This window comes from Corynebacterium sp. MSK204, from assembly GCF_030229885.1.
Taxonomy (GTDB): domain Bacteria; phylum Actinomycetota; class Actinomycetes; order Mycobacteriales; family Mycobacteriaceae; genus Corynebacterium.
In genome coordinates this window covers 49,922-75,143 of sequence record NZ_JASPGQ010000008.1, presented here as the reverse complement: position 1 = coordinate 75,143, position 25,222 = coordinate 49,922, and the positions used below count along the sequence as shown (strand labels likewise).

General features: G+C 63.0%; 27 protein-coding genes. 9 read left to right on the top strand and 18 right to left on the bottom strand.

Features of this window, described 5'->3' with window-relative positions:
- Positions 1-62 precede the first annotated feature (62 nt).
- Together QP908_RS06720 and QP908_RS06715 are read left to right on the top strand one after the other, a co-directional pair.
- Positions 63-1,100 carry a methionine ABC transporter ATP-binding protein gene (locus QP908_RS06720; RefSeq protein WP_023025305.1) on the top strand — a complete coding sequence of 346 codons (1,038 nt, stop codon included), beginning with the start codon at positions 63-65 and terminating at the stop codon, positions 1,098-1,100.
- Entirely contained in the window at positions 1,097-1,777 is a 681-nt protein-coding gene (locus tag QP908_RS06715; protein WP_005277229.1) for a methionine ABC transporter permease, read from the top strand. The genes QP908_RS06720 and QP908_RS06715 overlap by 4 nt, the downstream gene beginning before the upstream one ends.
- Here the strand turns inward: QP908_RS06715 and QP908_RS06710 are convergent.
- Positions 1,764-2,636 carry a sucrase ferredoxin gene (locus QP908_RS06710; RefSeq protein WP_239269021.1) on the bottom strand — a complete coding sequence of 291 codons (873 nt, stop codon included), beginning with the start codon at positions 2,634-2,636 and terminating at the stop codon, positions 1,764-1,766. The two genes, QP908_RS06715 and QP908_RS06710, sit on opposite strands and share 14 nt — an antisense overlap.
- Positions 2,637-2,746: 110 nt before the next feature.
- On the opposite strand from QP908_RS06710, the gene QP908_RS06705 reads away from it, so the two are divergent.
- Positions 2,747-3,304, top strand: coding sequence for an AMIN-like domain-containing (lipo)protein (locus QP908_RS06705; RefSeq protein ID WP_239269023.1), 558 nt, complete (start codon positions 2,747-2,749; stop codon positions 3,302-3,304).
- On the opposite strand, the gene QP908_RS06700 is transcribed toward QP908_RS06705, so the two are convergent.
- Both QP908_RS06700 and imuA' read right to left on the bottom strand, forming a co-directional pair.
- Complete coding sequence (locus tag QP908_RS06700; RefSeq protein ID WP_284771944.1) at positions 3,301-4,833, bottom strand: DNA polymerase Y family protein; 1,533 nt, start codon at positions 4,831-4,833, stop codon at positions 3,301-3,303. The two genes, QP908_RS06705 and QP908_RS06700, sit on opposite strands and share 4 nt — an antisense overlap.
- Complete coding sequence (gene imuA', locus QP908_RS06695; protein WP_502868888.1) at positions 4,830-5,492, bottom strand: DnaE2-dependent mutagenesis accessory factor ImuA'; 663 nt, start codon at positions 5,490-5,492, stop codon at positions 4,830-4,832. The genes QP908_RS06700 and imuA' overlap by 4 nt, the downstream gene beginning before the upstream one ends.
- Positions 5,493-5,556: 64 nt before the next feature.
- Here imuA' and QP908_RS06690 point away from each other — a divergent pair, with 64 nt between their 5' ends.
- Both QP908_RS06690 and QP908_RS06685 read left to right on the top strand, forming a co-directional pair.
- Positions 5,557-5,976 (top strand): hypothetical protein, encoded by a 420-nt coding sequence (locus QP908_RS06690; protein WP_005277210.1) that lies wholly within the window; start codon positions 5,557-5,559, stop codon positions 5,974-5,976.
- 137 nt (positions 5,977-6,113) lie between these two features.
- Complete coding sequence (locus QP908_RS06685) at positions 6,114-7,172, top strand: HNH endonuclease signature motif containing protein (RefSeq protein ID WP_239269027.1); 1,059 nt, start codon at positions 6,114-6,116, stop codon at positions 7,170-7,172.
- A 63-nt stretch (positions 7,173-7,235) separates the two neighbouring features.
- On the opposite strand, the gene guaA is transcribed toward QP908_RS06685, so the two are convergent.
- From guaA to guaB, 3 genes are all read right to left on the bottom strand, one after another.
- Positions 7,236-8,810 carry a glutamine-hydrolyzing GMP synthase gene (guaA, locus tag QP908_RS06680; RefSeq protein WP_239275576.1) on the bottom strand — a complete coding sequence of 525 codons (1,575 nt, stop codon included), beginning with the start codon at positions 8,808-8,810 and terminating at the stop codon, positions 7,236-7,238.
- A gap of 192 nt (positions 8,811-9,002) precedes the next feature.
- Complete coding sequence (locus tag QP908_RS06675; protein WP_239269031.1) at positions 9,003-10,154, bottom strand: GuaB3 family IMP dehydrogenase-related protein; 1,152 nt, start codon at positions 10,152-10,154, stop codon at positions 9,003-9,005.
- 7 nt (positions 10,155-10,161) lie between these two features.
- Positions 10,162-11,682, bottom strand: coding sequence for an IMP dehydrogenase (gene guaB / locus QP908_RS06670; protein WP_023016786.1), 1,521 nt, complete (start codon positions 11,680-11,682; stop codon positions 10,162-10,164).
- A 120-nt stretch (positions 11,683-11,802) separates the two neighbouring features.
- On the opposite strand from guaB, the gene QP908_RS06665 reads away from it, so the two are divergent.
- Positions 11,803-12,174, top strand: coding sequence for a DUF5319 domain-containing protein (locus QP908_RS06665; protein ID WP_239269033.1), 372 nt, complete (start codon positions 11,803-11,805; stop codon positions 12,172-12,174).
- A 19-nt stretch (positions 12,175-12,193) separates the two neighbouring features.
- Here the strand turns inward: QP908_RS06665 and QP908_RS06660 are convergent, their stop codons facing one another.
- Together QP908_RS06660 and QP908_RS06655 are read right to left on the bottom strand one after the other, a co-directional pair.
- A complete protein-coding gene (locus tag QP908_RS06660) occupies positions 12,194-12,952 on the bottom strand; it encodes a hypothetical protein (protein WP_284771943.1) in 759 nt (252 codons plus the stop codon).
- A gap of 65 nt (positions 12,953-13,017) precedes the next feature.
- Positions 13,018-13,590 carry a sigma-70 family RNA polymerase sigma factor gene (locus QP908_RS06655; protein ID WP_284771942.1) on the bottom strand — a complete coding sequence of 191 codons (573 nt, stop codon included), beginning with the start codon at positions 13,588-13,590 and terminating at the stop codon, positions 13,018-13,020.
- 419 nt (positions 13,591-14,009) lie between these two features.
- Between QP908_RS06655 and QP908_RS06650 the strand changes: the two genes are divergently transcribed.
- Positions 14,010-14,306, top strand: a complete 297-nt coding sequence (locus QP908_RS06650; RefSeq protein ID WP_239269039.1) for a WhiB family transcriptional regulator — start codon at positions 14,010-14,012, stop codon at positions 14,304-14,306.
- Between the two features lie 374 nt (positions 14,307-14,680).
- On the opposite strand, the gene groL is transcribed toward QP908_RS06650, so the two are convergent.
- The 5 genes from groL to QP908_RS06625 all read right to left on the bottom strand — a co-directional run bounded on the left by groL (position 14,681) and on the right by QP908_RS06625 (position 19,976).
- Entirely contained in the window at positions 14,681-16,300 is a 1,620-nt protein-coding gene (gene groL, locus QP908_RS06645) for a chaperonin GroEL (RefSeq protein ID WP_239269041.1), read from the bottom strand.
- 9 nt (positions 16,301-16,309) lie between these two features.
- A complete protein-coding gene (gene groES, locus QP908_RS06640; protein WP_005277188.1) occupies positions 16,310-16,603 on the bottom strand; it encodes a co-chaperone GroES in 294 nt (97 codons plus the stop codon).
- A 176-nt stretch (positions 16,604-16,779) separates the two neighbouring features.
- Positions 16,780-18,021 carry an ATP-binding protein gene (locus tag QP908_RS06635; RefSeq protein ID WP_239275574.1) on the bottom strand — a complete coding sequence of 414 codons (1,242 nt, stop codon included), beginning with the start codon at positions 18,019-18,021 and terminating at the stop codon, positions 16,780-16,782.
- A 106-nt stretch (positions 18,022-18,127) separates the two neighbouring features.
- Positions 18,128-19,387, bottom strand: coding sequence for an FtsX-like permease family protein (locus QP908_RS06630; protein ID WP_239269045.1), 1,260 nt, complete (start codon positions 19,385-19,387; stop codon positions 18,128-18,130).
- Positions 19,371-19,976, bottom strand: a complete 606-nt coding sequence (locus QP908_RS06625) for an ABC transporter ATP-binding protein (protein ID WP_239269047.1) — start codon at positions 19,974-19,976, stop codon at positions 19,371-19,373. Before QP908_RS06625 ends, QP908_RS06630 begins: the two co-directional genes overlap by 17 nt.
- Positions 19,977-20,088: 112 nt before the next feature.
- Between QP908_RS06625 and QP908_RS06620 the strand changes: the two genes are divergently transcribed.
- Together QP908_RS06620 and QP908_RS06615 are read left to right on the top strand one after the other, a co-directional pair.
- On the top strand, positions 20,089-21,285 hold the full coding sequence (locus QP908_RS06620; RefSeq protein ID WP_239275572.1) for a sensor histidine kinase: 1,197 nt from the start codon (positions 20,089-20,091) through the stop codon (positions 21,283-21,285).
- Positions 21,282-21,917 (top strand): response regulator, encoded by a 636-nt coding sequence (locus QP908_RS06615; protein WP_239269051.1) that lies wholly within the window; start codon positions 21,282-21,284, stop codon positions 21,915-21,917. Before QP908_RS06620 ends, QP908_RS06615 begins: the two co-directional genes overlap by 4 nt.
- Positions 21,918-21,928: 11 nt before the next feature.
- Here the strand turns inward: QP908_RS06615 and QP908_RS06610 are convergent, their stop codons facing one another.
- The 5 genes from QP908_RS06610 to QP908_RS06590 form a co-directional block, all read right to left on the bottom strand.
- Positions 21,929-22,357, bottom strand: a complete 429-nt coding sequence (locus tag QP908_RS06610) for a hypothetical protein (protein WP_005277173.1) — start codon at positions 22,355-22,357, stop codon at positions 21,929-21,931.
- Between the two features lie 89 nt (positions 22,358-22,446).
- Positions 22,447-23,490 (bottom strand): tRNA (adenosine(37)-N6)-threonylcarbamoyltransferase complex transferase subunit TsaD, encoded by a 1,044-nt coding sequence (tsaD, locus tag QP908_RS06605; protein ID WP_284771941.1) that lies wholly within the window; start codon positions 23,488-23,490, stop codon positions 22,447-22,449.
- Entirely contained in the window at positions 23,490-24,011 is a 522-nt protein-coding gene (locus tag QP908_RS06600) for a GNAT family N-acetyltransferase (RefSeq protein WP_284771940.1), read from the bottom strand. Before QP908_RS06600 ends, tsaD begins: the two co-directional genes overlap by 1 nt.
- Positions 24,008-24,700 (bottom strand): tRNA (adenosine(37)-N6)-threonylcarbamoyltransferase complex dimerization subunit type 1 TsaB, encoded by a 693-nt coding sequence (gene tsaB / locus QP908_RS06595; RefSeq protein WP_284771939.1) that lies wholly within the window; start codon positions 24,698-24,700, stop codon positions 24,008-24,010. The genes QP908_RS06600 and tsaB overlap by 4 nt, the downstream gene beginning before the upstream one ends.
- Complete coding sequence (locus QP908_RS06590) at positions 24,700-25,209, bottom strand: hypothetical protein (protein WP_239269059.1); 510 nt, start codon at positions 25,207-25,209, stop codon at positions 24,700-24,702. Before QP908_RS06590 ends, tsaB begins: the two co-directional genes overlap by 1 nt.
- Positions 25,210-25,222 lie beyond the last annotated feature (13 nt).

The window sequence follows — 25,222 nt, the reverse complement described above, 5'->3', positions numbered from 1 at the left end:
CTTCTACCCCGCCGGTTTTCACCCCGGCGGGGTTTGGCACTTCCCCGCTAAGGACGCAACCCGTGGCAGATTCCACCCAGAACGGCACTCGCATCGAGTTCCGCAATATCACCAAGGTCTTCCAGCAGAAAAAGGCCGAGGTCAAAGCTCTTGACGATGTCTCCTTGACCGTCGATTCCGGCGAAATCATCGGCATCATCGGCTACTCCGGCGCCGGCAAATCCACCCTGGTCCGCATGATCAACGGCCTGGACACGCCCACCTCCGGCGAATTGCTGCTCGATGGCCAAAATATCGTCGGCATGTCCGAAAAGAAGCTGCGCGGCATCCGCCGCAATATCGGCATGATCTTCCAGCAGTTTAACCTCATGAACTCCCGCACTGCGGCGGGCAATATTGAGTACCCGCTGCAGCTGCAGGGCATCGGCAAGCGCGAGCGCCAACAGCGCGTGCAGGAGCTGCTGGATTTCGTTGGACTGGGAGATAAGGGAAAAAGCTACCCGGAGCAGCTTTCCGGCGGCCAGAAGCAGCGCGTGGGCATCGCGCGCGCCTTGGCCACGAATCCGTCGCTGCTGCTTGCCGACGAAGCCACGTCCGCCCTCGACCCCACCACCACGCAGGAGGTCCTCGACCTGCTGCGCCGGGTGAATAAGGAGCTCGGCATCACCATCGTGGTCATCACCCACGAAATGGAGGTCGTGCGCTCCATCGCGGATAAGGTTGCGGTGATGGAAAATGGCCACGTCGTGGAGCAAGGCAGCGTCTACCAGGTCTTTTCCAATCCCCAGACCGCCGTGGCCGCCAAGTTCGTCGCCACCTCGTTGCGCAATGAGCCCGACGTGGTGGAAACCGATGACCTGCTTGCCCACGAAGGCCGCCTGTTTACCATCAACCTGACCGAGGAATCCGGCTTTTTCGGCGCCGCCGCCAAGCTGAAGGATGCGGGCGTATCCATCGCCGTCGTCCACGGCGGTATTACCACCTTGCAGCAGCACTCCTTTGGCAAGCTCACCGTGCGCTTGAGCGGCGACGACGCCGCCATCGAAGAGTTCTACCGCGCCCTATCTGCCACCACTCAAATTGAGGAGATTGAACGATGAACGTCAACTATCTCGCCGCCGCCGACTGGGACCGCTTGGGCGGATCGCTTGTCGATGCCATCGTCGACACCCTCATCATGGTCTCGACCACCCTCGTCGTCGCCGGCATTCTGGGCCTAGGGCTCGGCATCTTGCTCTATACCGCCCGCCCGGGCGGCATCCTGCAGAATAAGGCCGTCTACCTGGTGGTCAACCTGCTGGTGAACTTCGTTCGTCCCATCCCGTTTATTATTTTGCTGGCGTTTGCGCAGCCGCTCACCGTCGCCGTGATGGGCGGGTCCATCGGCCGCGAGCCGGCCACCTTCGTGATGGTCATCGCCGCCACGTTCTCCGTAGCGCGCGTGGTGGAACAAAACCTCGTGGCCATCGACCCAGGCGTTATCGAGGCCGCCCGCGCCATGGGCGCTTCACCGTGGAAGATCATTACCTCCGTAATCATTCCGGAGGCCCTCGGCCCGCTGATTCTGGGCTATACCTTCCTGTTTATCGCCATCGTGGATATGTCCGCCATGGCCGGCTACGTCGGCGGCGGCGGACTGGGTGACTTCGCCATCGTCTACGGCTACCGCGCCTTCGAGTGGGAAGTCACCGTCGTGGCCACGCTTATCATCATCGTGCTGGTGCAGGCCGCGCAGTTCTTCGGCAACTGGCTCTCCTCCAAGGTTATGCGCCGCTAATAAGCTCCACGCCCGTGGCTACAAGCGCCTTGCCGGTCTTGGGCGCGTCGCCGCAGGAAGAGACCACTCCTTCCACGGCGCGCTGCTCGAGCGTCACGCTCCACCGCCGGCCATCGGCATGCGTGACCACGGGGCCCTGTTTTTCGTCCTCTGCGTGGAGCTGGCCGTAGTAGAGGTCCTCGGAGTCATCGATAAGCTCGCGCGCTACCGCCAACTCCGCCACCTGGCCGCGCGGGCCGAAGATGCCGCGCCCGCGATTGACCGGGTAGAAATACTTTCCTTGCGCCGCCGCCGCAATCATCTGCGCGGCGGCTTCTTTATTCATCCGGCCAAAGGAATAGGCCCAGGGCATGAGCATGACCGAGGGCGCGAAGCGGTGCCCCTTCGTGTGCGAGGTTTCCCACACCATATCCGGGTAATCCTCCACCAGCTCCGCGGCGAGCGGCCGGCCCTTCACGGCGCAGCACTTATCGCGCTTAGCATGGGTGCACACCAAAACCAGCGGCGTATCGAGGGTTCCTCCCCCGTTGCGGCCTGGCGCGGTGAGATCCAAATCCAGGATCTTTTCCGGGCCGGTCAAAAGGATCAATTCCATCACGCCCTGCTCGGCCCACACCAGGTAGCACCGGTGCATGGTGCCGATTTGGCGGCCATCGCGGCCGGGGCGACGAATCAATTGCAGCCCGGCCTGACCGTTGAGCTTTTCCTTCAGCTGGGCCGTGAGCTCCGGGCCAAAAGTATCGCCATCAAGCACATCGCGCGACCAGCCGCCGGGCCACTCAAAGAGGACAAACACGGACTCTTTTTTCGCCGTGCCGGGCAGCGGTTCCACCTGGTAATCTGAACAGAAATCGGTCATGTACCCTAGCCTAACCTGTCTGCAACTCAGCTCACATATTTGGCAACAATTCGGTCAAGATCTGCCCCCAACGATAGGCAGTAATTACTAGAAATTATACTCTAGTGGTCATGTATAAAGCCCGCCTCTCGCTCCTGCTTGCCGCCGCAGCCTTCCTCACCGGCTGCAGCACCGAATCAGCGGATGACACCACCATGGCGGCCTCTGTGGGAAACTCGCACATCAACCCTCTGGGTGAGGCGGATATGAGCATGAAAACGCTGCGCCCTGAGGCCCCCTCAGAACTCGTGGTGACCAAGGTGCGCGTGGGCCAGCACGATGGTTTCGAGCGCGCCGTCTTCGAGCTTGAGGGCGAAGGCTCCCCGGGCTGGTTCGTGGATTATGCCGATAATCCCAAGCAGCAAGGCTCCGGCCAGCCCATCAACTATGCCGGCGATACCGCGCTCAATGTCAATATCGACGGCGTTGTCTATCCGTTTGAGGCGGGCATCGACGAGCCGCGCATCGGCATCGTCGAGGCACCTGCCGGTGGCGTTATTACCCAAGTGGTCAACGGCCGCACCTATGAGGGGCGCAGTCAGTTTGTCATCGGCATGAACCAGCGCAAGCCTTATTCCGTACAGGTACTAGAAAATCCCACGCGCCTCGTGGTAGATATTCGCTCCTAATACGTCGCCTCCACGCGCCAGCGCCCCTCTGACCACACCAAGAGCCAGGCGCGCTGGCATTGCTCCCGCTCAGCCTGGCCCACAATTTGTAGCCGCGCCGCGTGCTGCGGCTTTTCGGTCCACCACTGCGTATCCACCGGCCACGGGCCAGCCCAGCCGATGACGCGGTAGCGGTGTGCGCCCCACCCGAGCGCCACGGGTACAGAGGATAGGAGGGCCTCGGCGGTGACGATGACGTCCCGCGCGGCGGCATCGATAAGCCGAATGCGCGCGGCCGGGTGGTTCGGCCCACCGCCTAGGCGCGCGGGAAGCGGCGCGGGGAGCCTGCCCGGCCAGCTGCCTTGCGGCGTGGCATCGCGCTGCTCCCCATAGGGAACGTACTCGATACGCTCGGCCGCCCCGCGGCCACCGGCGGCCCGCGGCTGCAAGACGCGATCTATGCCCAACTGCGATTGCACGCGCGAAATTACCCGCTTGACTTGTTCCTGTGAGGCATCCCCGCCCCATAGGCCATCGGCCTGCGGCCTAGCTACCTCCACAGGCTCGAGCACCAGCCGCACGATCGCGGCACCGTCCTTGCCGCTCGAACGCGCCGCCGTAAGCCACCCATCCAGCTGCCAGCGCACCCGGTTCGCGGTCGCTTGCTCCGTCAACGCCTCGTGCGTGCGCCATACCCGGGCCACAGTTTCACCAGTGGCCAGCTCCGCCACCACGCGCAGGCGCACGCACACCACTTCCGCTTCCGCCAACCGCACGTGCAGCTGCGCGGCCAAGTGCCGAGCCACGAATGCCGCCGCATCCACGCGCTCGATGGATTGCTCGCTGCTCACGGACAGATCAGGCCGCGCCATTTCCGGGGACACGCGCTGGTCCGCCCGCGCGTGCGCCACCTCATGCGCGCGTTTTCCCTGCTGCCCAAACCGGGTAACCACCTGCTTAAACGGCAGCGCCGCCACATCACCCAGCCGGCGCACGCCCAATTTCTGCAGCTGGGCCACAAACTCCGCAGAAAACCCCAGCGCGGCCTCCGCGGCTAAAACACTCACGGGCTGGGCAGCCAAGAAATCCCGCGACTCTCCCTCCGGCACCACCGCGCCTACCCCGCGGTGCCGAGCCGCGATGATGGCCGTGGCAATCTCGTCTGCCACACCAAGGGTGGAATCAAAACCGGCGTGCGCGGTGGCATCGGCAAGCATCTCCAACGCCTCCGGCCCGTGGTAGCGCAGCGCCGCCCCCGCATCCACGATGGCCAGGCCGGGCCGCAGCACCTCTACGGACGAGGCCACGGCATCCAAGCCCGCCGCAATCTCCGCGAAGGCCGCGCCGTCCCTATCCGGGTTCGCCTCCATCACCTTTACCTCAGGGCAAATCGCTTGGGCCTGGCGCAGGCGCATCCCGCGCCGAATGCCGGCCCGGCGCGCCGCGCTATCGCAGACCAGCACCGCATGATTGCGCGCAACCAGCACCGGCCCCGCCTGCGCAACCGCCTGAATGGGCCAATCCGGAAACCACACCGCAGCCACCCTCATACGGCCTCCAACCTGCGGGCTTCGCCCATGGTGAGACTGCCGCGCGCCGTGCCCTTTTTCGAGTCCACCGCAAGATCGATATCCACGCCGCGGATGCGCCCGCTGCCCTTGCCGATGCCCCGATACGTACTCACCTCCGCCCCAATGCGCACCGCGGTGCCCGGCAGCCGCGCACCCACGGTCAGCACCGCGGCCTGCCCGCCGCGGATCTTCGCCCACACCGGCCGCGCCTTGGCCGGGCTCAGCTCGCCGGGCGGGCCATGGTGGATAATAAGGTCCATGCCCTCTGCCAGCACGCTGGTTACTGCCCATGACTCCAGGCCCGGATCGGGGACGGTGACCACGTTATTGAGCTGCCCTATTTCGGCAACCTGTGCGAGAGAAAGATCCGGCCACCCCACTATCCCCACATGGCCCCCGCGGGCCGTAAGATGGCAGATAAGCTCCACCACGAGCGCGGGACATTCCGCGCACGAGACCACCTTCCGCCGGGCGAGCCCACCTGCGGGAAGTAGCCGCGCCAGCTGGGGAAGGGTGTCTACCAGCTCGTCTTCATCCTCCTGCTCCATCGCCTGCATGCGGGCGCGCAGCACCGCAACGCGGTCGGGCCTATCCAACCCTGCCACCGCTTTTTCCAGGCGAACGTTCGTTTGACTCACCCATACAGTATGAACCCCCAACCGGACACATGCAACTGTATGTTCGAATGGTAGCCTTAAGCGCATGAACCTGAACGAGGCCTACGGTGCTATGCGCGAGAATCCAACCCCCATCCCCACCCCGCCGTGGGTGCGCCTCGGATCCTCCATCCTGCTCGGCGCCACCGTCGCGCTGCTGACCACCCGCACCCATTTCTTCGCCACCCTATCTGGGGCCGCGGTCTGCCTCGTGGCGGCCTTCGTCTTGGTCTTTGCCCACCCCTACCGCCGCGAGATGCGATCCTATGCCGACCGGCACGATGCCGATCTCATCCCCACCATCGCGCAGCTAGTCCCGCTGATGATTCTATGGCTCCTCATCATGCTCGCGCCCATCCTAGGCCTGCCCGCGTGGGGCTCGGCGCTGGTGTGGGTTGCGGTCTCATGTATAAGTTTTATCGCCTTCCCCCACGTGGATGGCACGCGCCGGCTGGCCTTCGTCTAATCCATGCGACACTGCGGGGACTTATCCACAGGATTTCCCCGAGTTTTCGCGCTGCGGATCCGGGTTATCCACAGTTTGTGCCCTTGCGGTTGCCCTAGCAATTGAGCGCGGGCTGCTACCGCCCTAGCGTAGGCGGCATGAACGCACTCGAGACCTACCTCACCGCCCTCGCGCCCGGCATGGATATCATCGCCGCGTGCCGCGGTCTATCTGGGTCTGAGCTCATGGAGCGCGGCGCGCCCGATACCATCGCCGCCGACCTGCTCCTTTTGTGCGAAAGCTACTACGGCCGCACCGCCTTTAGCCGGATGCAGCGCCGCGCCATTGCCGATGCCCGCACCAACGCCCACCCCATTGCCCTCCTCGCCGGCATCGAGCGCGTGGTTAATCGCGCGCCCAGCAAGAAGCAGGCGTGGGAGCTGCGCGCGGAATGCTGTGCGATGTCCGCGGAGATGAGCGCCATTATCAAACACGCCCGGCGCCGGGTGCGCGAGATGAAAAAGTCCACGGTCAGCCCCGGCGTGCGCACCTATCGGCGCCCCAATGACTACTGGACGCTCGCCATTACGGGTACCTCCCGCTTCATTGCGGATCTGCAGGGCGCGATTACGGCCGCCGATAAAAAGCCGCTGCAGGCGGTGGAAGATATCTTCTTCGGTACAGGCAGCGCCGCGCGTTCCACGGTGGTCACCAACGCCGTCGTGCCGCTGGAGAAATTCATTCGCATTCGCGATGGCCACGGCGACGACGTGCAGCTCGATCTCACCAATGGCGCGACCATGTCCGGAACCGAGTACCTGCGCCGCGTGCTTAACGATGCCGGCTATTCCGCCCCCGGCCTCAGCGGCAGCGGTGACGGTGAAACGGGCTATGTCACCCTCGTACATCCGGTGGAGGGGCCGGTCAACCTCTACCGCACGGCGCGCGTGGCCACCGATAAGCAGAGGATGATGGCGGCCGCGGAAAATCCGCGCTGCGCCTGGCCCGGATGCAATCAGCCGGCCGATTTATCCCAGGTCCACCACCTCACGGCCTGGAGCCGCGGTGGGGAGACCAATATGAACAACCTCGTCGTGTGCTGTGCTTACCACAACGGCATCAACGACGACGATCCCAATGCCCCGCCCCGGCGCGGGCGGCTAGAAAGAGTGGGCGGTCGCATCGTCTGGCGGCCACCGGTGACACCCCGTAACTAGCCGCAGGCATGCGAAAAGGCGCTCAAGCACTGAGCGCCTTCTACGCATGCCGTTTTGTGGTTTTTACTCCCACTCGATGGTTCCCGGTGGCTTGGAGGTGCAATCCAAGACCACGCGGTTGACGTCCTTAACCTCGTTGGTGATGCGGGTGGAGATCTTCTCTAGCACGTCATACGGCAAGCGGGTCCAGTCCGCGGTCATGGCATCCTCGGAAGATACCGGGCGCAGCACGATGGGGTGGCCGTAGGTGCGGCCATCGCCTTGGACGCCGACGGAGCGGACATCGGCAAGCAGCACGACCGGGCACTGCCAAATCTCCTCGTCCAAGCCGGCGTTGGTCAGCTCGGTGCGGGCAATCAGATCCGCCTGGCGCAAGGTCTCGAGGCGATCCTCGGTAACCTCACCAATGATGCGGATGCCCAGGCCGGGGCCTGGGAAGGGCTGGCGGCCGACGATCTCTTCCGGCAGGCCCAACTCGCGGCCCACCGCGCGCACCTCGTCCTTAAAGAGTAGACGCAGCGGCTCGACGAGCTCGAACTCGACGTCATCTGGGAGGCCGCCGACGTTATGGTGCGACTTAATATTGGCGGTACCGTCGCCGCCGCCGGATTCGACGACGTCCGGGTACAAGGTGCCTTGGACGAGGTAGTCGACGGTGGAGCCGGCGGGGGCATCGGCAAGCACGCCGGCCACGGCGCGCTCGAAGGAGCGAATGAACTCCGCACCGATAGCCTTGCGCTTTTCCTCGGGGTCGCTAACACCCGCCAGCTTCTTGAGGAAGGCCGAACGCTCGTCGGCAGTGACCAGCTTGGCGCCGGTCGAGGCCACGAAGTCAGTTTCGACCTGCTCGCGCTCGCCCGCGCGCAGCAGGCCGTGGTCGACGAAGACGCAGGTCAGGCGATCGCCGATGGCGCGCTGCACCAAGGCCGCGGCCACGGCAGAATCCACGCCGCCGGACAGGCCGCAAATAGCGCGGCCCTCCTCGCCTACTTGGGCGCGAATATCCGCGATGAGCTGCTCGGCGATATTATCGGCGGTCCAGTTTTGCTCCAGACCGGCAATCTCCGTGAGGAAGCGGGTAAGCACTTCTTGGCCGTGCGGCGAGTGCAACACCTCTGGGTGGTACTGCACGCCGGCCATCTGCTTGGCCGGGCACTCCATCGCGGCGACGGGGGCGCCGGCGGAGGTAGCGGTTACGTCGAAGCCCTCGGGGGCGGCGGCGACGGCGTCGCCGTGGGACATCCACACCTTGTGCGTGGGCTCGAGGCCCTCGTGCAAGATGCCGCCCTTGACGTCGATATCGGTGCGGCCGTATTCACGCTCACCGGTAGACGATACGGTACCGCCGAGAATGTGGTTCATGGCCTGGAATCCGTAGCAAATGCCGAAGACCGGAACGCCAAGCTCTAGCAGCTCAGGCTTGAGCGCCGGGGCGCCGTCGGCATAGACGGACGACGGGCCGCCAGACAAAATGAGCGCGGCGGGGTCCTTGGCTTTGATTTCCTCGATGGAGGCGGAGTTGGAAACAACCTCGGAGTAGATTTTGGCCTCGCGCACGCGGCGGGCAATGAGCTGCGCGTACTGAGCGCCAAAGTCCACGACGAGGACTGGGCGCGGGGTAGTATTTGGCTTAGTCACGCCCCATAGTCTAACCCATAGGCCCCGCGGCCCAGGAAGCGCTTACCTATGTGGGGCATTGCGGCGGCTTTCGCGCCGTGGGGCGCGGGCCGCACAGGCAACTCGCCATGCAAGGGGGGGCGGGAGTGCAGCTGCGAGGGGCGCAGCGGTGCGGCGCGGGTCCCGCACGATGCGAGGCGCGCCGCGTGCTACTTAATAGCGCACCGCGAGCTCGACCTTCTGGAACGACTTCAGGTCGGTGTACCCACACTTTGCGAGGGCACGCCGCAGCGCACCCACAAGGTTGGTGCGGCCGAATGGCTCGCTGGATGGGCCATGCAGCACGGTTTCCAGGCTCGGCGCAGCCGCGGGTGCGGCATCGCCTGCGGTAAGAAAATCCACATCGAGGTCGGTATCGACGCCGGCGAACTGCGCATATCCGCGCGGGAACCGCGGGTGGCCTGCGGTAGCCGGCCAGTACCATCCCCTACCGCCTGCCTCTCGGGCCTGGGCGAGAAGGGGGCCGAGCGCGACGCTATCGGCACCGCAGGCAAAGGCCTTGGCGATGGTCCCGGAGTTATCGAATTCCGCATCCGCAATGATGTGCACGTAGCGACCTTCGGTCTCGTCGAGGTAGTCACGGCGGGCCGCGGCGGCATCGGCAATGGCGGTGGCCATGGCGGTATCGATGCCGACGGTTTCCGCGTTGGTCGTCACGCCCGCGCCCACGATGACGCCGGCCGCCCCTGTGCGCATTAGGTGCAGCGCCGTGGTGTAGTCCGCCACGCCACCGGCGATGACGGGCACTTCGAGCGAGCCGATAAATTCCTTCAGGTTCAGCGGCTCGCCGCCCGTGGCGACGTGCTCCGCGGACAGCAGCGTGCCCTGGATGAACAGTAACTCGGCCCCAGCCGCAATGGCCTTCGGCGCCATCTCGCGGGCATTTTGGGGCGAGACGCGCACGGCGACGGTCACACCGGACTCGCGCACTTGGGCAATGCGGGAGGCAAGGAGGGCATCGTCAAGCGGGGCGGCGTGCAATTCCTGGATGGTGGAGTTATCGCCCGGCTGGGAATAGATGCGTGCCAAGGCACCCTCAAGGTCCTCGTGGCGGCCCCACAACCCTTCGGCGTTGATGACGCCGAGCCCGCCCTGCTGGCCCATCTCGATGACGAACTCGGGCGTGGCGAGCGCATCGGTGGGGTGCGAAACGAAGGGGGTATCGAAGGTATAGGCATCGATATTCCACGTGGTATCCACGTCCTTGGACGAGCGCGTGCGGCGCTGGGGAACGATGGAGACCTGGTCTAAATCAAAGGTGCGGCGGGCCTCGCGGCCGATGCCGATTTCGGCGTATTCACGCATGTTTGTCCTAGCGGTAGTTCGGGGCTTCGGCGATTTGCTGCAGGTGGTGCGGGTGGGATTCCTTCAGGCCCGCGGCGGTGATCTGGACAAATCGCTTGGTCTTGAGCTCATCTAGGGTGGCCGATCCGGTATAGCCCATGGCCGCGCGCAGGCCGCCGATGATTTGGTGCACGATGGCATCGATCTCGCCGCGGAAGGGCACGCGACCCTCCACGCCTTCTGGCACCAGCTTGTCCTCGCTGCGCACGTCGGCCTGGAAGTAGCGGTCCTTGGAGTAGGAACGCTTTTCGCCGGAAAGCCCGCGGCCCTGCATGGCGCCCATGGAGCCCATGCCGCGGTAGCGCTTGTACTGCTTGCCCTGGTAGACCACGATGTCACCGGGCGCCTCGGTGGTGCCGGCGAACATGGAGCCCAGCATGACGGTATCGGCACCGGCGGCCAGCGCCTTGGCGATGTCACCGGAGTACTGCATGCCGCCATCGCCGATGACCGGCACGCCCGCGGGGGCGGCGACGGCTGCGGCTTCCATCAGCGCGGTGATCTGCGGCGCACCAACGCCGGCCACGACGCGTGTGGTGCAGATGGATCCCGGGCCGATGCCGACCTTGATGGCGTCCGCGCCGGCGTCGATCATCGCCTGGGCTGCCTCGCGGGTGGCAAGGTTGCCGCCGATGACATCGACCTTGTCGCCAAAGTCCTTCTTCACGCGGGAGACCATCTCGAGCACGCGGTTATTGTGGGCGTGGGCGGAGTCGACGACGAGGGCGTCAACGCCGGCATCGACAAGCGCGGCGGCGCGCTGATAGGACTCCTCGCCGGTACCAATGCCCGCGGCAACCAACAGACGACCGGAAGCATCCTTGGAGGCGTTGGGGTACTGCTCGGATTTGACGAAGTCCTTGACGGTGATAAGGCCAATGAGCTTGTTATTGGCATCAACAATAGGTAGCTTTTCTACCTTATTGGCCGACAGCAGCTCTAGGGCCTCGTCCTTGGACACGCCCTCGCGCGCGACGACGAGCGGCATCGCGGTCATGACATCGCTGACCTTGCGATCAAAGTCCGGCTCGAAACGCATATCGCGGTTGGTGCAAATGCCCAGCAGGGTGCCGTCCTTATCCACGACCGGCAGGCCGGAAATGCGGAAGCGGGCGCACAGGGCATCGACCTCGCCAATGGTCATCTCGGGGCGGGCGGTGACCGGGTCCGTAACCATGCCGGACTCAGAGCGCTTGACGATTTCTACCTGCTCAGCCTGCGCTTCCGCAGACAGGTTGCGGTGCAGCACGCCGATGCCGCCCTGGCGCGCCATGGCGATGGCCATGCGGGCCTCGGTTACGGTATCCATCGCTGCGGATGCCAGCGGCACGCCCAGGCGAATATTTCGGGTAAATTGCGCGCCGGTATCGACCTCAGAGGGCACGATATTGGACTCGGCGGGCAAAAGAAGCACGTCGTCGAAGGTCAAGCCGCGCAGGGCTACCTTGTTCGGGTCATCTCCACCAGTGTGAATAGGGTAATCGCTCATCGAGGTATCTCCTTAAACAGGTTCAGCGGCTACCCCAACTGTAGTGTGTGCCCGGCCAATGACACCATTCAGGCTAGGGGTTAATTGCCTTAAGCGGGCAAGTTCAATAGGCTCGCAGGCGTGAACTTCTTCGCCAATATGCCCCGCGATCCTTTTGCAGACGATCCGAATGACCCCGCCTCCTTCCTGGAGGAGGACGAGCAGGTCATGCCGCTTTCCGATGAAGACCGCCTCGCCCTCATCCACGATCTCGCCCTGGTAGAGAAATTCGCAAGTGTGCTCGGCCCGCGCGGGATCGATGGCATCTTCTTCCTGTGTGAAGACTGCCAGGAAAACCACTTCTACGAGTGGGATATTATGGCCGCCAATATGCGCGCAACGCTGGCGGGCGAGCTCGCCCCAGTGCACGAGCCTGGAGCAGAACCCGACCCGCGCCGCTACGTGCCGTGGGACTACGCGCTAGGCTACTTGGACGGCCTCGAGGGCCGCTAGGGTTGTAGCACTGCCCTCGCTACTCGGCGCCCGCCCCCAACTGAATAGTTGTGGTGGGTGCTTCTTCGGGCTCGCGCGTCTCCGGCTGCGGATTCGCTGGCGCCTGCTCCGTTACCACCACGGTTGAGGTCTCGTACTGCGTTTCCGTTACGGTCTTCGGCGCTGGCTCAGGATTCTCCTGCGACTTTTGGCCCGGCGCGGTCTCGGTGGCGGTTTCCATCACGGTTTTCGTCTTCGGGCGGGCAGGACGCTTCTTTTCGGCTTCTTCCTTGGCGGCGATGGCATTTTCTTCTTTGCCTTCAGCCTCTTCGAGCTTGGTGCGGGCTTCCTTCATAAGCTCGCGCGCACCTTCGATATCTCCCTCTGCCGCGCGGGATTCCATCTCATCTAAGGTGCCGGCCAACTCCACGTTGCGGGTCTCATCCGGCCTATCAAATACGCCAGAATTAACCATGACCCCGCCCGCACCGGCGAGGATGACTGTGGCGGCGGCCGCGCCGATAAGTCCATGCATCACGGGGCGATTGCGCCGGCGAGACCGCGCCTTATCGAGGCTGATGACGGCCGGTTCTTCCTCTACCCCATCCACGCGCGGGGCTGGCGGCATCTGCTTATCGATGTCCCCCTTCAGCCCCAACAGCAGCCCAGCGAGCTCATCGCTGCCATTGGAGGGATCCTTGCCCTGCGACAGCTCGGTGAGGAATGCATCATCATCTACCAAGGGCTGGAGCTGCTCCGTCAGGTCATCGTTATTCTTTTTAGAATGCTTGGAGGCCATGATGGTTTCTGTCCCTCCTTCCTTTCTTAAGGTTTACGCGTGTCTCTAGAGCGGGGGTTGTGGCTTTAGCCCTCGGTGGCTAATTGTTGCCCAAGGGCCTTTCGCAATTGTGCGAGAGCTCGGTGCTGTGCGACGCGAACCGCGCCCGGGGTAGACCCCACGATATCGGCGGTTTCTTCTGCCGAAAGCCCAACGAACACGCGCAAAATAACGATGTTTTTTGCCTTGTCACTTAAGGTATCGAGCAAGGCGCGCATTCTGTTACTACCATCATTTTCTAGCGCCCATTCCTCGGGAGTCGCCTCGTTTGCGGTGCTTTCTGGAAGCTCCTCGGCGGGCGTGGAGCGATCGCGGCCCATGGCGCGGTGGGCATCGGTTACCTTATTAAAAGCGATGCCGTAGACATAGGCCATGAAGGGTCGGCCCTTATCTTCATAGGATTCGATAGATGTGGCGACGGCGAGGCAGATTTCTTGGGTCACGTCCTCCGCGGTGGGCTGGCGCCCGCCACCGATGCGCGCACGACAATAGTGCAGCACCTGCGGATGAATAATTTGCAGGATAGATTGCAGTGCGCGGCGGCTTCCACCAGCGGCCAGCGGAACGAGATCCGCTAGCTCTTTATCCTTATCGCTCACGAGTGCACCCTCTGCAGACTATTAAATCGATATTCAACCATATTTCCTCTGGGGCAGGGAGTGCAAAGGGACAACTGCCTTGCACACCTCCGCCTCGGCACTGCCCTTGCTTGGCGATGCCCCAGCAAAGAAAACCCCACCAAGAAACCCGTGCCCAGCGGTTGTACCCGCTTTGAAGGCGGGTTTATGGCCCCTGCACAATAGAAAGAGGAAAATTCATAATTCGTTAACCTTAGCCATTATTGCAGGTAAATGGGCGCTAACGAGTCCCATAAATAGATACAATACCTAGAAGTTAAATACTAGTAACCCTTTGTTTACCAAGACGCGACACACTACAAATCGTTGCGGTTCGCGGATGACTCTCCACCGGCCGCCAGCGTAAGAATTCTCGTCCTGTTATAAGGAGCTTAAGAAACGTGTCTCAGTCCAAGTCTCTTCTCGGACCTACTGCAGATGTATGGGATTGGCAGTTGCAAGGTGCGTGCCGCGGTGAAAACTCGGACGTGTTTTACCATCCAGACGGAGAGCGTGGCCGAGCCCGCGCCCAGCGCGAAAATCGCGCCAAGGCCATCTGCAATTCCTGCCCGGTTATCGAGCTCTGCCGCGAGCACGCCCTGCGTTCGGCCGAACCGTATGGCGTCTGGGGCGGCATGAGCGAGTCTGAGCGCGTGGTGGCGCTGCGCAAGCGTCGCCGCGAGACGGTCAACGCTTAACCCAAAAATTAAGTTAGCGCGCAGAGCCCACACACCGCGTTCGTGGCGGGCGGGAGTGCGGGGTTCCGAATTATCCCTGCGTAGCAAGCGCCTGCTGCAAATAACGCCCTGTGAGGGACTCCTTCGAGCCCGCTAAGTCCTGGGGCGTGCCGCTAAAGACGAGGCAACCTCCAGCTGAGGAGGACCCCTAAGCTTGGCGCCTTTTGTGAACTATCCTCTCTTCTGCTGCCGCTGGCGGCTAAAAAGGCCTACCGTGGCATCGCACGGGTTATGTGGTTCCCGCGTGCTTTACGTATAAGCCAGAAGCCCGCCGCAGCCTCCCCAATAAGGCGGGGAAGGCGCGGCGGGCTATGGGGCTAGGTATAGCGCAGGAATTAGTGGTGGTGATGGCCGTGGCCGGCCTCAGCGTTATCTTCTTCCTGCGGCTTTTCCACGACGGATGCCTCGGTGGTAAGAACCATGCGGGCAACGGAGGTGGCATTGACCACTGCGGAGTGGGTGACCTTCACGGGATCGATGATGCCGTTATCAATGAGGTTGCCGTACTCCAGGGAGTTGGCGTTAAAGCCTTCACCGTTGGCCATCTCAGAAACGCGGGAGACGATGACAGAGCCATCGAGGCCTGCGTTTTCTGCGATCCAGAATGCCGGTCGGGTCAGAGCGCGGGCGACGGCGAGCACGCCGACCTTAGCCTCGCCCTCGAAGTCCTGGGCAAAGGACTCGAGTTCCTTAGAGATCTGCACCAGCACGGAACCGCCGCCGGCGATGACGCCTTCTTCTACGGCCGCGCGGGCGGCGTTGATGGCGTCCTCGACGCGCAGCTTGCGCTCGTTGACCTCGGTCTCGGTTGCGGCACCAACGCGGATAACGGCGACGCCGCCGGAGAGCTTAGCCAAGCGCTCCTCGAGCTTTTCCTTATCCCAGGTGGAGTCGGTGCGGGCGATTTCGCCGCGGATCTGTTCACGGCGATCATCGAGGGCTGCGGCGCTGCCGCCGCCATCGACAAGCACGGTGTCTTCCTTGGTGATGGTCACGCGGCGCGCGGAACCCAGCACCTCGAGGCCGACTTCGTTCAGGTTGACGCCCACCTCAGGGTCCACCACGGTGGCGCCGGTAACTACGGCCAAGTCATCCATGAAGCCCTTGCGGCGCTCGCCAAAGTACGGTGCCTTCACGGCGGCAACCTTCAGGACCTTGCGGATGGAGTTGACCACGAGCGCCTGCAGCGGCTCGCCCTCAACGTCTTCCGCGATGATGAGGGTCGGGCGGTTGGTCTCCGCAATCTTTTCCAACAGCGGCAAGAAATCCGGCAGGGAAGAAATCTTGTTGCGGACGAGCAAAATGGCGGCATCGTCAAGCACGGCGTGGTTAGTCTCTTCCTCCGTAGCGAAGTACGGGGAAAGGTAGCCCTTGTCAAAGGAAATACCTTCGGTGACATCCACGGTGGAGTCCATGGTCTGGGACTCCTCGACGGTGACGACGCCGTCCTTTCCCACCTTTTCCATGGCGCCGGCAACCATCTCGCCGACCTCCGGATCGCGGGAGGACACGGTGGCTACCTGCGCGATTTCGGAGGCGGAGTTGACCGGAGTGGCGCGTGCTTTGAGCTCCTCGACGGCCTTTTCCGCCGCTGCGGAGATGCCGCGGTTGAGCTCAATTGGGTTAGCGCCGGCTGCAACGTTGCGCAAGCCCTCAAAGATAAGCGCCTGGGCCAGCAAGGTCGCGGTGGTGGTGCCGTCGCCGGCGATGTCGTTGGTCTTGACCGCAACGGACTTAACCAGCTGCGCGCCGAGGTTCTCGAAGGGCTCCTCGACGTCGATATCGCGGGCGATGGTCACGCCGTCATTGGTAACGGTCGGGCCACCGAAGGCCTTGGACAATACGACGTTGCGGCCGCGCGGGCCGAGGGTGACCTTGACGGCATCAGCCAGCGTATCGACGCCGCGCTGAATTCCCTCGCGGGCTTCTTGGTCGAATGCAATAAGCTTTGCCATAAGTAGTTCCTACTTCTCGATGATGGCGAGGATGTCGCGCTGGCTCAGCAGCAAGTACTCTTCGCCGTCGTACTTCAGCTCGGTGCCGCCGTAGCGGGAGAAGACAACGGTGTCGCCTTCCTTAACGTCCATGGGGATGCGGTCATCGTCGTCTTCCCAGCGGCCCGGGCCGACGGCAATAACGGTTGCTTCCTGCGGCTTTTCCTTTGCCGAATCCGGGATAACCAGGCCGGATGCGGTGGTGGATTCTGCTTCTACGATCTGTACGAGGACGCGGTCCTCAAGCGGCTTAATAGTTGCCATGATGTTTCCTCCGTATTGTTCGTTTGCGCACCTTAATGGCGCGCGCGTGCCGGTTGTGGATGTCCAGCACAGCCGTCGTCGCGGGTGAACAACTGTGGGTCAAACAACCTGATTAGCACTCTACCCTCGTGACTGCTAACCCTCAACAATGACGCGATCCCCGCTGCCGGACCGCGCTACGGCGCCAAGTGCGTCAGGGACACCACGTGTACTCCGCTCGGATGCCGAAAGCTCAGGTTTCCTCCCGTCACGATCATTAAGACGGGCGGGACCTCCCATTCAAAGCGCTCTGCGAAGGCCTGCAAATTGCTTGCCGCCTTCTCAATGATCTCTTGGCTTTGCCCCAATTTAATTTCTACGAAAACGGTCCTGCCTGCCAGCTCAAATACCGCATCTACTTCCAGCCCAGATGCGTCACGGGCGTGAAAAATACGCTTTCCACTTAACACCGCTAAGTCGTGGACTACTTGGGATTCAAAAAGCTGCCCGGCAAAGGCAAGGTTGCGCAGCAACTTGTCTGGGGACGCGTCCACGGCAGCAGCGGCCAACGCCGGATCCGCCAGATGCCTCTTCGGTGCCGTTCGCAGACTAGCCCGCGAGCGCAGATGAGACGACCACGCCAGCTGTTCTTCCACGATGAAGATGCGCTGCAACGCAGCAAGGTACTCGCTGACCGTAGCCCTTTGCGCGCCAATATCGGCAGCAATAGAAGAAATGGACTGTTCTGTGGCTACCCCACGGGCAAGCGAACGAATAAGTGTCGTTACTTTTACCGGATCCCTTCGCACACCATCGGCGGCATTAATATCCACGTGGGCCACAGTATCGATATAACTGCGCAGATTCTCCTGCGCCGCCTCAACGGAATAATTCCGGTTTGCGGGCCAGCCGCCATGCGCCATGCGCGTAATGACCCCTGCAACATCCACGACCGTTTCCCCATTCGACTGCGGGGATTCCTGAGCTACCAATTCGGCTAATGATACTGCGCCATTAGAATGCCCCGACTCATAAAAACTGAAGGTCTTCATCCGCAGCCTGGCTATGCGCCCCGCACCCGAGTGCCTGGATTGTTCCTCCATTGGCGCAGTCGACCCAGTAAGAATGAACTGCCCAGGCGCTTGCCGACGGTCAATCTCATGCCGCACCAAGTTCCACAACTGCGGTTTTTCTTGCCACTCATCAAAAACTCGCGGCGTATCCCCCTCCAACGCCAAATCCGGGACGGTGCTGAGCTGCATGTCGAGGTTTAAATCCGTATCCACCTGGACAAGACTGCCCGCAATTTGCCGAGCGGTCGCGGATTTCCCACAGCCCTTTGGGCCTTCTATCAACACTCCACCGGATCGCTGCAGGGCTCCATGAAGCCGCGAATCCTCTACTCGCGGGAGATAAAAATAGCCTTCTTGACCAGTCATTTTAAACCCATCCATCAGTTTGAGTGCGTTCTACCCATCAGAATATCAGAGTTTCACCCATCAGTTTGAGTGCGTTCTACCCATCAGAATATCGGCGATCCATCCATCAGTTTGTACGGATCTGGGCGGTTGAGCGCAGGAATCCCGCGAGAATGAGCTTGACCGCACACAGCGCAAGAAACATGGCGCCAAAAATTAGACCGAATGGCGCCCACCACACTCCGGCAAGCCCCTCCCACAGCGCGCTCATCCCGGAATAGAAATCGGGATGCAACAGGTGGTTGAGCAGCGCGACCACCGTCACGCTCAAGGTGATGACTATGGCCGCGGCAGTAATGGTCAGGCAGAAGGCCTCGCCCACCTGCACCCGCGCCCACGCCACCGGCGCGGCGCCGGCCAATCGCAGGCCGCGCACATCGCTGGCGATGCGCGAGCGCATGATGAGTGAGGTCAACACCGCACCAACGATGCTTGGGGCAACGACTGGGCCGAGGAATGCCGCGAAGACTCGCCCCGATGACAGGGTGTCGAGGCTGTCCGTACCTTTGAGCATCATCACCCCAGAGCCCACCGCCACGATCAGGCCGCCGAGCAGCACCCACGGCACGATATGAGGCACGGAAAAGCGGCGGCGCACCCGCACGTTGGCCCCGGCGATGCCGCACAAGCGCGTCCATTGGTCCACGGCGGGCATCAGCCACGGCGTCATGAGTGCAACCAGGATGACCAGCCCCATAGAGGCGGCGAGGCTATCGCCCGGATCCTCTATCTGCAGGCAGCCGTAGACGGCACCGCCTACCAAACCAACGGCAACAAGGCAGCGCAGCACTACCCACACCGGGCGCGGTTCCACCCGCGGGCGAAAGACCCGGCGCAGCGGTATGAGGGCACCGCAGACCGCCGATGCCACGCAGACGGATACGGCGATGCGGATGACCAGCGGGGTAATGGCCAACTCCGGCATGGGAATCCCGTCGCTGCGAAAGGCCGCGGCCATGGGGTCGACCAATAGGCGCGCCGGGAAGGTCCCGATGAGCGCCGCGATAGCGCTCACGGCACTCACCTGCCCCACGATGAAGCTATTGATCATCCACCCAGGCATGCCGATCATGCGCCACGAACGGTACACGGGTTCGCGCTCCTCAATGATCAGCCGCATCTGGGACAACGTGATCAACACAACGGCGCAGACCGCCATGCCCAGCACGGTGCCGCCGAGCGGCCCAGTGGGATCTTCGTCCGCGTCCGAGGTGGCCACCAGCATCGATACCGCCAGCGCGCACGCGGCCGAGGAAACCACCATGGTTAGCGCCACGGCAAGCCATGAGAGCCAATTGCTTTGTAAGTCCTTAAGCCACACCAGCATGGTTGGCCTCCTGGAGCTCAATGATGCGGTCGGCGGCCTCTGCGGCGAGGTGCGAGTGGGTCACCATGACCACCGCGGCCCCACCCCGTGCGGCGGTGCGGAGGTGGGTGAGGACGAGCTGGGCGGTGGCATCGTCAAGCGCGCCCGTGGGCTCATCAGCAAAGATATACGGCGCACCGGCCAGCAAGGCGCGCGCAACGGCGACGCGCTGCTGCTGACCGCCGGACAGCTGCGCGGGCAGGCGGCGCTCCAGCCCGTCAAGCCCCAAAGACTCGAAGGTCTTCTGCACCGCGTCCCGGGTGCAGCGCCGGCCGGAAAAGTGCGCGGTCAACGTGGCATTTTTGCGGGCGTTGAGCGATTCCAGCAGGTTATAGTCCTGGAATACGAAGGCGCGCTCTGTGCGGGCCGGCGCGTTGACCGTGCCGGAACTGGGCTTATCCAGCCCGGATAGCAGGTTCAACAGCGTGGTCTTGCCGCTGCCGGATGGCCCCATAATCGCGACAAATTCCCCCGGCTCGATGCTTAGGTCCACCTCGGCGAGTGCGGTATGGCTGCCGTAGCGCTTGCTCAGATTTTGTGCTTTTAACATGCCTTCCATTCCACCGGCCGTGCCCCGCACGCGCGATGGGGAAGGCTGCCCGAAAAATGGTGGGGCTAGCTCTACTGCCACCACCCCGGCGCGGCGGCTAGGCTGAACGGATATGCGAACTGTCAAGGCCAACGGGTGGAGCCTCGTCCTCGGAATACTTGCCCTTCCGGGACTGGTGATTTCGGTGCTCATGCTGCCGTGGATTCCGCTGGTAGCCCGCGCCGCGGAGTTTATCGGCCGTTTTGGTGCGAAGTGGATGGGCGTTGATATTCCCCCACGGCGGGCCAACCGTTGGTTTGATTGGCAGCAGTTTTATCACCTTTTACTGCAGCTTCTTATTTGCGTGGCCTGCTTTGCCAACTGGGTCTCTGTCGGTTTTGTCGCGGGCGTACTGGTTATCGCGCCGTTTATTCCGCAGGCCGAGTTCAACGTCGGCGAGTGGACCACCGATAATCGCCCATTGATTTTTGTCGTGTGCTGGCTCGCGGCCGCCGTGCTCTTCGTCCTACTGGTGGTGCTCAACCGCCTGCTGGTCAAGGCCTCCATTTCCCTCACCCGGCTCGCCCTGAGCCCCTCTGCCCAGGAGTTGGCGGCCTCGCGCGCCACGCTTATTGATGCCTTTTCGGGTGAGCGCCGCCGCATCGAGCGCGAGCTCCACGATGGCCCCCAGCAGTACCTCACCGCGCTCAAGCTCAACCTGGCCGCGGCAAAACTCCAGTCCCCGCCCGAGGCTCAGCAGGCGCTTGCCGATGCCGAACATAACGCCACCCAAGCCCTATCCGCCCTGCGCGCTACCGTGCGCGGCATTGCGCCACAAGTGCTTTTCGATGACGGCCTCATCCCTGCCCTCGATGAGCTCTTGGCCCACAGCGGGCTCGACGCGGAACTGCACGTCGAAGGCGCGGAGCGATCGATTGGGGAAACCACGGCGCTGCTGGCCTACCACGCGGTAGCAGAGGCGCTGACCAACGCCTCCACCCACGGCGCGGCCACCGCCGCCACCGTGTCCATCTGTTTTGGCGACGATCTTCGCCTCAGGGTCCGCGATAACGGCACCGGTGGCCTCTCTACAGGAGGGGGCCCTAGCGCGTCTAGCACCGCGCATTCCCGTGTCGGTGCTGATACCAGCGCCGACGCGACTGCCGGCACGGACACCAGAAAGACCGCGGGAACGACTGGGGGCACTGGCCTGGCCGGGCTGCGCGAGCGGGCCGCGGCGCTCGGCGGCAGCGTCGACTTCTCCCCCGCGCACGCAGAAGGACAAGGAGCAACCTTAACCATGTCACTACCGCTGAAGGAGGCCCGATGAAACTCTTATTGGCAGAAGATTCTGCCCTCTTGCGCGCCGGGCTGGAGCAGCTGTTAACGACACTGGGCCATAGCGTGACCGCCGTCAACGATGCGGAGAAATTGCGCGCCTGCGCGGACAGCGATGACTTCGATCTGATCATTAGCGATGTCCGCATGCCGCCCACCATGAGCGATGATGGGCTGCGCGCCGTGCACGATGTGCGTGCGGCAGACCCGTCGCAACCGGTGGTGGTGCTCAGCCAATACGTGGCGGCAAGCTACTTGGACCGGCTTTTAGAGCACGGCGGATTCGGCTACCTGCTCAAGGAGCGCGTATCCGATGTGGACGAATTCGTACGCACCCTAGAAGAAGTGGCGGGCGGTGGCACCGTGGTCGATCCAGAAGTGGTCACCGCCCTGCTCTCCGCGCGGCGCACGGGGCTGAGCCAATTAACCGCCCGCGAACGCGAGGTTTTGGGGCTTATGGCGCAGGGCTTGAGCAATCAAGAGATCGAAGGCAAGCTGGTCTTAACCGCCGGGGCGGTAAGCAAGCACGTCTCCAATGTTTTTCTCAAGCTCGGGTTTCGGCCAGAAGACGCCAATCGCCGCGTCAAGGCCGTGCTAATGTGGCTGCGCCACACCGAGAGCTAAAGGAGGGGTGCTTACGCGCTCTTCGTGGAGTTAATGACCGCCGCGCGCCAGAGCGTGTACTCGTCAGGAAAATCCTCGCGGTAGTTTTTCACCGCGCGGATGCCGTGCTCGACGGAAGCGATGACCTCATCGATGGAGTCCTCCTCGCCCTCTGCATCCACGAAGATGACCGGGCCGCTAATAGCGCGGATGGGATCCTGCAAAAAGGCGGAGTTTCCAGTGTCCGCGGCATTGCGCGCTAGGGATGCTACCGGGTTGGGCTCGGCGCCTTCCTGCTTGGCTTCTGGGTTATAGAGCGCGGCGTAGGTCGTGCCGTCATCTTGAAAGACGACGGAGACGCGATCCTCGGTGGTGCCGCCCAAGAACTGGTTGGCGTGTTCTAATTCGAACTCGATTTTGCGGCGAGTGAGATCGGGGTTGACGAGGAAACCAACGGTCATGAGAGAAAGCTCCTTTAAAGCGGAGAAGGCGTGAACTCGTTAAAGGTTACCGCCGCTTCCCCCACCTCGCAGTGCGAGGAAGAAGAACTTTAGGTTAACTGCGGCTCTTCCACGTCCAGTTGCGTATCAGTGCCAATACCCAGGCTCGACGGTGCAGCCCTCTCATGAATGAGCTGGGCGCCAAGGGCGGCAATCATCACGCCGTTATCGGTGCACAGGTTAAACCGCGGCACGCGCAGCTCCACACCAGCGGCGTCGCAGCGCTCGGCGGCTAGCTCCCGCAGCCGGGAATTGGCCACCACGCCGCCACCGAGCAGGAGCACCTTCGCCCCGGTATCCTCGCAGGCGCGAATGGCCTTGGCGGTGAGCACATCGGCCACGGCCTCTTGGAACGAGGCGCATACATCCTCCACGGAGATGGTCTCGCCGGCCTTTTCGGCGCGCTCCACATAGCGCGCAACGGAGGTTTTCAATCCCGAGAAGGAAAAATCATGCCGGTGCTCGCCGCGCAGGTCCTCGGCGCGCGACATGCCGCGCGGGAAGTCGATGGTGGGTTTTCCGCGGCTAGCCAGCTTATCGATGACCGGCCCGCCCGGGTAGCCCAGCCCTAGGAGGCGGGAGACTTTGTCGTAGGCCTCACCGGCGGCATCGTCAAGCGTGGAGCCCAACTCGCGCATGGGCTTTCCCACGGCCTCGACCTCGAGCAGCTGGGTATGCCCGCCGGAGACTAGCAGCGCGACCGAGTGCGGCAGGCTCTCGCCCTCGAGGTTGGCCACGGCTACGTGGCCGCCGAGGTGGTTGACGCCATAAAAGGGCACGCCCCACGCGGCGGCATAAGCCTTGGCAGCGGAAGCGCCGACGAGCAGGGCTCCTGCCAGGCCCGGGCCCACGGTGGCGGCAATGGCATCGGGCTTATCGATGCCCGCCTCATCCAACGCCGCCCGCATCACCTGCGGCATGGCCTCCAGGTGCGCGCGGGAGGCGATTTCGGGCACGACGCCGCCAAAGCGCGCGTGCTGCTGCATCGACGAAGCAACGGCATTGGCGATAATCTCCATGTGGCCGTCCTGGTCGAGCTCGACGATGCCCACCCCGGTCTCATCGCAGGAGGACTCGATGCCCATGACCTTCATTACTGCTCCTTTGCTTCGCGCTGGCTTGCTTGTGGCGACTGGCTGGCGCGCACCATGACGTGCGCATCCGCGCCGGAGGGCTGATAATAATTGCGGCGAATCCCCTCGACGCTAAAGCCATAGCACCGGTATAGCTCGATGGCGGGATCGTTTCCCACGCGCACCTCTAAGAAGATGGGCGCGCTTTTTAAGTCCGCGATATAGCAAATATTGTCCATCATCATGCGCGCGATCCCGCGGCGCTGAGCCTTTGGATCGACGCCGATGGTGTGGATTTCAAACTCCGGGTCTGCGGCTGGACCCATCATGCCGATGCCCGCATAGCCCAATAAGACCGGCTCCTCGTCGCCTTCTGAAGCTGCGGGTTCGAGGGCGCCTTCCACCCCGAGATAGAAGTTGAAGGGTTGGGCCATTTCTTGCTCAAATACCGCTTCCGTCCACGGAGTTTCACCGGGAAAAAGCACCTTTTCCAGTTCGGCGCAGCGCGGGACATCGGCGGGGGTGAGCTCGCGCAGGTTCACAGGCGCACCTCTGGAATGGCTGCGGAAAGCTGCTGCTTTTTGGGAGGAACCGCATCGGGGCGGCGCAGGTACATGGGCACGAATGGCGCCGGATCCGCGCCGAGCTGCGCGACGGCCACCAGGCCCTCGGCGGTGGGTGCGGCCTCACTACGCGGCAGCGCGGCGAGTTCTTCCGGCAGTTGGTCGGCCAGCTTCTCTGGGATGACCACCTGCGCGATATCCTGCACGGAAAGCTCCCCCGGCTTCGATACGTCTGGGCCAGCCAGGCGTTGTCCCGCGCGGTAGGTGGCCCAATAAATCTCCTTGCGGCGGGCATCGGTGGCAACTAGCGCCGCGTCCGCCGCGTCCCTTTCATCGGCTGCATCGGCCCCCGCTAACGCGGCGTGCGCGATGGCATCGTGGGTGCAGACGCCGTGGAGGGGGATGGAGAGGGCATCGGCAAGCGCCTGCGCCGTGGCCATGCCGACGCGCAAGCCGGTAAAGGGGCCAGGGCCCACGCCCGCCACGATGGCATCGAGGTTGCCGAGCTCCAGACCGGTCTCGCTCATCACCTCGAGGATGGTGGGCATGAGCCGTTCATTATGCGCGCGCGTATCGGCCAGAACGCGCTGCGTCAGCTGCCCAGACTCGGTGTCGACTACCCCGGTGACCAGGGCGGTCGTCGCCGTATCGATGGCCAGGACGCGCATTAGCCGACCAGCTTCCACACGCCGTCTTCGCTCTGGAAGGCCAGCGGCTGGGAGCCCTGAACCAGCGGAACCCCGCCGTCTAGGCCGTGGCCCTGCTGCTCCATGGCCTTAACCTGCGCATTGATCGTTTCGCAGACCTCAACCTCGGAGGAATCCAGTTCCTCTACATAGGGATCGACGCTGTGGCCCAGCGCCATGACGTAGCTCTTGCCCTCAGGAACGACGCCGTCCTCAAAGGTGATGTCATCAGGGTTCGGGGCAGCTTCCTTGACCTTGTCTTCCGCCATGCCCGGGCAGATGAAGCCGATGGCGCTGTAGTCCGCGCCGTAGACATCAGAAGGAATGAGCGACATTACCTCAAGGTTCCGCGGGGCATGCTGCAAGGTGTTGGTGAGGTTGCCCTCCAGGGAATCCTCATCACGCAGGGTAGCCCCTGCAACGAGCACCATCATCACAATGATAAATAGCGCGATAATGGTCGTGGTTAGGTTGCGAGCAAATTTAGTCATGGGGTGAGTAACG